We start from the raw sequence: 7950 nt of genomic DNA on the forward strand, positions 1-7950 counted from the left end.
GTGAAAATTTTAAGCTTACGTCTCAAAAATATTAATTCCCTTAAAGGTGAATGGAAAATTGATTTCACTGAAGAACCGTTTGCCAGCAATGGGTTATTTGCCATCACTGGTGCTACGGGAGCAGGAAAAACCACCTTATTAGATGCTATCTGCCTCGCGCTATACCATCAAACCCCACGTTTAGGGCAAATATCAAAAAGTAAAAATGAACTGATGACTCGCCATACGGGCGAATGCTTAGCGGAAGTAGAATTTGAAGTTAAAGGTATCGCTTATCGTGCATTCTGGAGCCAACGCCGCGCAAATAATAAAGCCGATGGCAACCTCCAAGATCCTAAAGCAGAGCTAGCAACCGTCGCTGATGGGCAAATTATCGCAGAAAAAGTCAGTGAAATTCGTGAAAAAATTGTGCAAATCACGGGATTGGATTTTGGACGTTTCACCAAATCTATTTTACTTTCCCAAGGTGATTTTGCCGCTTTTCTCAATGCCACAGAAAAAGAACGCGCTGACTTATTGGAAGAGATCACTGGCACCGAAATTTATAGTCAAATTTCGGTCTATATCTTTAATCAGCATAAACAAGCCAAAACTGATCTCGATCTCCTTCGAGCACAAGCCAGTAGCATCAATCTGCTTACGGAAGTCGAATATCAAGAGCTTGTTGAAAAGCAGCAACAATATTCAGCCCAAGAACAGCAGCTGAGTCAAAGTAAACTTCGCCATCAACAAGCCGTGACTTGGCATCAACAGTATCAACAGCTCGCACAAAATACCCAGCGCTTACAGCTAGCGCAACAGCAAGCTCAACAACGCTATCAAGCAGCAGAGCCCCAATTACACAAGCTCGCTCAAAGCTCTCCTGCGGAAGCCTTACGCCCGGATTGGCTGGCAGTGCAAAGCTTGCAAACTCAACTTGATGAACAGACTCAAAAACAGCAACGCATAACCCAACACTTAGAAGAGGCTCAAAAGCAACGTTTACCTTTAGTGACCCAACATGCCCAAGCGCAGATTGAACAAAATCAATACAATGAATGGGTACAGAAAACGACGGTCATGATCGATAACGAAGTGCGCCCATTAGACAATCGACTTTCCCAGCTCAATCAACAAAAATTGCAACTCTCAGAGCAATTAAGTCAGCTAAACAGTGAGTATTTACAGAAAAAAGCAAGTGTAGAGAACGCTCAGCAGCAAATTGATCATGCTAAGAGTGGGCTGAATAAAACGCAATTATTTCTCCAAGAACACGCAAATGACGCCCAAATAATTACCCAATTAGGGCGCTGGCAGCAGCAAGGTCAATTTGTTTATGAACTGACTGAACAACTCACTAAAAATCAGCAAAAACAACACGCAATCAAGCTAGAATGGCAAACATTGCAACAAGCTCAATTGCAAAAACTGAAAGAACATCAAAAAGCTCAGCTCAGTCTTGAAGCGTCTCACTCCCGCTTTAATCAGTTTGAAAAACAATTTCAAGAATACAAAGAAAAACACGATATAAGTGCAATTAACGCTCTCATTATTCAACTGCAAGCACAGTTACAGCATGCTCAAATACTGCCACTTTTACTCTCGCAACATGAGGAAAAACACCAGCAAGTACAGCTACACATTCAGCAACAAAACCAGCTCGCAGAATCTATCCAGCAAGTGGAAAAACTGATTGCAATTACACAAGATAGAGTGACTCAATTGGAGCCTCAACGCCAAGTTTTAGAACAAAAACTTCAATTAGAACAAAAAATTGTCAGCTTGGAACATGAACGCCAACAACTCATTGAAGGAACACCGTGCCCCCTTTGTGGCTCATTAAAGCATCCTGCTTTAGAGGCATACCATGCTGTTACGCCAAACGAAACCCAGCAACAATTGGTTGCGCTCAACACACAGATAGAATCCGAAAAACAACAACTCACCGAACACCAAGCATTATTACAAGCGGATAAACGTCGCCAACAAGATAATGAAGCAACACAAAAACAGTTACAGGTCCAATTAGATGCTCTCAATACCCAATGGCGACAAGCTTGTAAGCAAGCACTTACACCGGAATTAGCGAAAACACATCTCGCAGTAGAGCAATGCCTTTTAGATTTGCGCAATCAACTCACGGTTCAGCAAACCATCACCAGTGAATTTACACAGCTGGAACGCCAACACCAAGAGGCAAAAAACCACTATTACGAACAGCAAGCTCAAACTAAGCAACTGCTCTCCGAGCTATCGCTTCTTGATGAAAAACTTAAATACCATTCCCAGCAATTAGACGAAAACCAAGCGGAACAACACGCTTTGAAACAACGCGTTGAGCAGCAAACACAGCAGCTAGCCACCTCGCTCTCGCCATTTAACCTAACGCTACCAAGCCAAGAACAGTTTTCCTCTTGGCTAAAAGAAATTGAACAACGCGGGCAATACTATGAGGCGCAAAAAACAGACGCTCAACAGTTCGCTAAAAGTATTGAGGTTCATGCCGCTACTCTCGCAGCGGAAACAACCTATGCACAACAAATTGAGCAACAACTCGCGTCACAACAGCAACATTTTGAGCAGCTAAATCAGCAAATTGGACATGCGAATACCCAACGTCAAAACATGCTAGACGGTCAAGCTATCACTGTTTTTACCCAAAACATGCAGGTGCAGCAGGCTCAATATGCTCGTAAAGTCGATGAACTTACTCTGCAAATCAGTGAGATAGACAAACACATCGCCGCACTCACAGGAAGTGCCCAAGAACTCGATGAACAACTCAAACAACTCAATCAACGGCAATCTGTTGCACAAGCTCAGTTTATTGATGCGCTTAAGAACAGCCCGTTTGACACCCAAGAGCAATTCCTGAATGCCCTCCTTCCTGCCGAAGAAAAAATTCAGCTTGAGCAACTTAAACAACAAGTGACTCAGCAGCAGCTTGAAGCGGAAACCCGCTATCAAGAAAGCCTCTTATCTCTCGCCAATCATGAACAACAACGTTTAGTTGAATTTGCGGAGTTGTCATTGGAGCACATTCAACATGTATTGACTGAGTTAGATAATAAAATCAAGGAATTAAACCAACAACAAGGGCAGATTATTAACCAACTCGAGCGCGATCAACAGCAACGTCACCAACAGCGCGAGTTATTGAATAAAATTGAACAGAGCCAATTAAGCTACGATGATTGGAGTTACCTCAACAGCTTAATAGGCTCCGCTGAAGGGGATAAATTTCGCCGTTATGCTCAGGGGTTAACCTTAGACTGCTTAGTCTCTTTAGCTAACCAACAACTCGATAAATTGCATGGTCGCTATTTGCTGCAAAGAAGCCATTTAGCCAACCTTGAATTACAAGTTATTGATGGCTGGCAAGCGGATAGTATTCGCGATATTAAAACACTGTCTGGAGGGGAAAGCTTCTTAGTCAGTTTGTCGCTAGCCCTTGCACTCTCTGACATGGTGAGTCATCGAACCCAACTGGAATCGCTCTTTCTTGATGAAGGTTTCGGTACATTGGATGCCGAAACCTTAGACATTGCTTTAGATGCATTAGAGAGCCTCAACGCTTCAGGAAAAACCATTGGTGTTATTAGCCACGTTGAAGCCATGAAAGAACGAATTCCGGTACAAATTACCGTGAAAAAAGCAAATGGTCTTGGCTATAGTGAACTCCCAAGCCACTATCGTGTCAGTTAATCTCAAAAAGCCTAAAATAAAGCTACTAATATGATTTTTATAGATTTTTAACTACATGCAAAAATTTGAATGTTTAGGTTAAATTTTTTTTCTATGATTTTAAAGGGATACCTTTATAGTTATTCACATCGAAACAAGTTACGGCTTCTGAGGTTGTTCAATAAATTGCCGTGCTCTAAACAAAAGCAAGGGGACAAACATGTCTAACGCATTTATCGAAATGATTAAAAATCGTCGCACTATTTATAACTTAGGCGACTCATTACCTATCTCGGAAGAGAAAGTTGCTGGATTGATCAAAGAAGCCGTTAAGCACTCACCATCTGCATTTAATTCACAGACTTCACGTGTTGTCGTGTTATTTGGTGCACAACATAAAAAACTGTGGAACATCACCAAAGATGCTTTACGCGCTATCGTTCCTGAAGCAGCTTTTGCTGGAACTGAGCAAAAAATCAATAGCTTTGCCGCAGGCGCTGGTACTGTGCTGTTCTTTGAAGATAAAAATGTAGTCACTGGCTTACAAGAACAATTCCCATTATACGCAGATAATTTCCCTATCTGGTCTGAACAAGCGAGCGGTATGGCGCAACTGGCAGTATGGACAACATTATCTCAGGAAAATGTGGGCGCATCACTGCAGCACTACAACCCATTAATTGATAATCAAGTGCAAAAAGAATGGGATATTCCAGCAAATTGGATTTTACGTGCTCAAATGGTATTTGGCTCAATTGAGCAACCAGCGGCTGATAAAGACTTTATGGACGACGACGTTCGTTTCAAAGTATTCAAATAATTCATCACTAACCGTTATTATATTAAAGCCTCTACAATTGCTTGTAGGGGCTTTATTTTATTTATTCATTCCAATCATTATATATTCCATTATATAGCACACTTCAATTTCATTAATTCCTTAACAAGATAAAACTCCAATCTATCGCAAATTATTACATATAAAATTAGAACAGGAGATATTACTCATTTCCAATCACTGCTTATTTAAAAATAATATTTAGTTTTTATATATAAGTCGCATTTTTATAAAAAAATGTCTTTTTAATCGCTCATATGAAACTGAAAAATAGCTTTAATTTGATTGACATCAATATGTTATATTCCCATGATAATAGTATTTACTTATAGACTAAATTTTTATTTCTGCATTATCGGTATTTGAACTACACTAAAAATAAGAGCACAAAAGCAGTATTGGATGGTGGTCAGTGTTATTAAAGGGGGTGGACTATGAAACGTTTATCTTTATTAACTACTGTAGTGACAATCTTCATTTCAAGTTGTTCTTTCGCGAGTAATCTTAACCCATCGTCAGGAGGTACAGTCTCATTTGGTGGTTATATCTATGAACCTCAGTGTGAAGTCAATATCGCAAATCAAACTCATGTGAATATTGATTGTTATCGTAATGGTAAAACCGTTACCGCTTCAGGCTCATTGAAAAATGGTAAAAAAGTTGAATCCGAGTATGTCAAAGTTGAATATGACAAATACAGTAAATTACCTATGTTGAACGTAACTTATGAATAAGTTAATTGAAGATTTAATAAGCATCATCATTCGGGGAGCTGCTATTTACTCTCAAGTTTAAACTCCCCGAATATTATTCCCAGCTCTCACTTCGCTATCGCTTGCCACATTATTGCCAAGTTCAACCATTTCAATATTTTCTTCATTTATTTTTTCATATAAATGTCACCCCAAAATACACGGTAATGAAAAAAGCCTGACACAAGTGACAGGCTTCAGATAATTACCGCTTTTATTACTGCTGAAATTACTTAGCAGTTAAATCAACTTGGTAAATTGCAAATCCAATATCATCAGTACCTACTTTCTTCATTGGATACTGAGCGTGCTGCTGAATAAACTCAGCTGCTTTTTCACTTGGTGAAGTTTCAAAACGAACATCAAGCTTTTTATCGGTTTTGATTGGAGTGAATGACCAGTTATTATCGGCCTTCGAAACGACTTCACCTTTCTCTTTAGAAACTTTAGCAATATACGCCGCTAAAATCGCACGGTTTTCATCTGGCGATGCAAACGCAATATGCGCATCACCCGTACCTGCGAACTTACCGCCATAACCACGATAGTTATTGGTCGCGATTAAGAATGCCGCTTTAGGATCGATTGGTTTGCCTTGGTAAGTCACATTTTTGATACGATTAGCATCTTTATTAACCACTTGACAGTCAGTGTCATACTTAGCAGGCTGAGTCAGGTCAATCTGATAATTCACACCACTAATAGTGTCAAAGTTATAGGTTCTAAAACCATCCCAGTTAATCAGGCTTTGTGGCTTAGTTGATTGTGCATCGATTTGGTTGAACATGCCCGCAGAGCACTCTAACCATTCAACCACATCCGCACCTGTTGCTTTTACTACCACTAAGGTATTTGGATAGAGATATAAGTCAGCAGCATTACGGAAAGTTAAATCCCCTTTTTCCACTTCAACAAACTCAGAAGGTGCATTTTTACGTCCACCGGCTTTGAATGGTGCCGCTGCCGCTAATACTGGTAAGTCAGCTAAGTCTGGGTCCCCTTGGATAAAGTTACGGGTGTAATCCATCTGAGCATCATTCACAATCTGAACCGTTGGATCGCTTTGAACTAATGCCAAGTAGCTGTACATGTTTTCAGAGGCTTTACCAATCAATTTACCCACGAAATCACGAGTACCTTGATGCTGCTCTTGGATGATTTTTACGAGTGATTCATCGCGCTCAACCAGTGCTTTCTTGGTGGCTTTATCATAAACAGGGCGGGCATGAGCTTGAGCATCAACCACTTTCCAATCGCCACTGTCATTGTTAACCACCAAATCAACTACACCTAAATGGTCACCCCACTGTCCTGGCATAACTGCTGGAATGCCATTAACCGTGCCTTTTGCCACATCGACGCCTTTAATATCGGCGAATTCTTTGCTTGGGAACACACCGTGAGAGTGACCAAACATAATGGCGTTAATACCCGGTACTTCGCTGAGATAGTACACAGAGTTTTCTGCCATCGCTTTGTATGGCTCTTGTGAGAATCCTGAGTGAGGAATTGCCACAATCAGGTCTGCACCCTCTTTCTTCATTTGCGGCACAAACTTTTTAGCGGTTTCAGTGATGTCATTCACCTTCACTTTGCCTTCTAAGTTTGGTTTATCCCAAATCATGATTTGTGGTGGCACAAATCCAATATAGCCCACTTTGATTGTATGGGTTTTGCCATCACGATCTTTTACTGGGGTATCAACAATAATGTAAGGCTTGAAGTAGTTTTCACCCGTTTTGGCATCAACAATATTCGCGTTGACGTAAGGGAATTTTGCGCCTGCAATGGCTTTTTTCAGATAATCTAAACCAAAGTTGAATTCATGGTTACCGAAGTTTCCAACTGTGTAACCCATGGTGTTCATTAGGCTATGAGCTGGATGAGATTCACCGTCTTTTAAGCCTTTATTTGCCATGTAGTCAGCCAGAGGGCTGCCTTGAATTAAGTCACCGTTATCCACCAAAATCGCGTTGGTCGCTTCATTTTTAGCAGCTTTAATCAGTGTCGCTGTGCGTACCAGACCAAATTGCTCTGTGGGTTTATCTTTGTAGTAATCGAAGTCAATTAGGTTACTGTGAACATCGGATGTTTCCATGACACGTAAGTCAACCGTGGCAGCATGGGCATTAAATGCCACCAGCAGAGCCAAAGATGAAATTTTTAGAGCCTTTTTCACGTTAAATCCCCTTTGTTGCCTTTTGAAGGAACGCCCTTCATAAAATCTAGATTCATTTCATGGTTATTGAGTAAAAATCCAACAATACCCGAAATAAAGCCTATCACTGTGTGTTAGATATCATGTTTTAATGATAATGCCTGCAAACAGTAACCATTTTTTGTGACTAAATCACGGTTTTAGTCCATTTATGAATCCCGACTTTTATATAGCTCACAAAAATAGATTTATCCGGTAAAAATCACCGCTATTATTTGAGTTATCGATAAAATCCGCTATTCCCCAAACAACTCACCAACACTCACTTTATAAGTAGCCAAATCCACCAGCTCAATTTTTGTACTTTTACCCTTGCCTTTCTTTTACTTTTACTTTTACTTTTACTTTTACTTTTGCTTTTACTTTTGCTTTTGCTTTTGAATTTTTCGCTCTTCCCCTCACCCTATGCTCTAAATAATTCGCGTTGTAGCAAGGCGGCAAGTGAAGCTAATCCCTAGGAGCATACATAAGTATGTGAT

4 protein-coding genes are annotated in these 7950 nt (G+C 40.4%); 3 read left to right on the top strand and 1 reads right to left on the bottom strand.

Going from position 1 to position 7950, the window contains the following annotated elements; translation table 11 throughout:
- From PSF16_RS10685 to PSF16_RS10695, 3 genes are all read left to right on the top strand, one after another.
- Complete coding sequence (locus PSF16_RS10685) at positions 1-3684, top strand: SbcC/MukB-like Walker B domain-containing protein (protein WP_272689239.1); 3684 nt, start codon at positions 1-3, stop codon at positions 3682-3684.
- 199 nt (positions 3685-3883) lie between these two features.
- Positions 3884-4483, top strand: a complete 600-nt coding sequence (locus PSF16_RS10690) for a nitroreductase family protein (protein WP_006657171.1) — start codon at positions 3884-3886, stop codon at positions 4481-4483.
- A 452-nt stretch (positions 4484-4935) separates the two neighbouring features.
- Complete coding sequence (locus PSF16_RS10695; RefSeq protein ID WP_006662802.1) at positions 4936-5235, top strand: hypothetical protein; 300 nt, start codon at positions 4936-4938, stop codon at positions 5233-5235.
- A gap of 247 nt (positions 5236-5482) precedes the next feature.
- On the opposite strand, the gene PSF16_RS10700 is transcribed toward PSF16_RS10695, so the two are convergent.
- Entirely contained in the window at positions 5483-7432 is a 1950-nt protein-coding gene (locus tag PSF16_RS10700; protein ID WP_006657169.1) for a bifunctional 2',3'-cyclic-nucleotide 2'-phosphodiesterase/3'-nucleotidase, read from the bottom strand.
- Positions 7433-7950 lie beyond the last annotated feature (518 nt).

Origin of the sequence: Providencia sp. PROV033 (assembly GCF_028484855.1) — a bacterium.
Classification (GTDB): domain Bacteria; phylum Pseudomonadota; class Gammaproteobacteria; order Enterobacterales; family Enterobacteriaceae; genus Providencia; species Providencia alcalifaciens.

Excerpts from the sequence above, each read along its gene's own strand:
- PSF16_RS10690 (WP_006657171.1), top strand. The coding sequence starts at position 3,884 with ATGTCTAACGCATTTATCGAAATGATTAAAAATCGTCGCACTATTTAT.
- PSF16_RS10695 (WP_006662802.1), top strand. The coding sequence starts at position 4,936 with ATGAAACGTTTATCTTTATTAACTACTGTAGTGACAATCTTCATTTCA.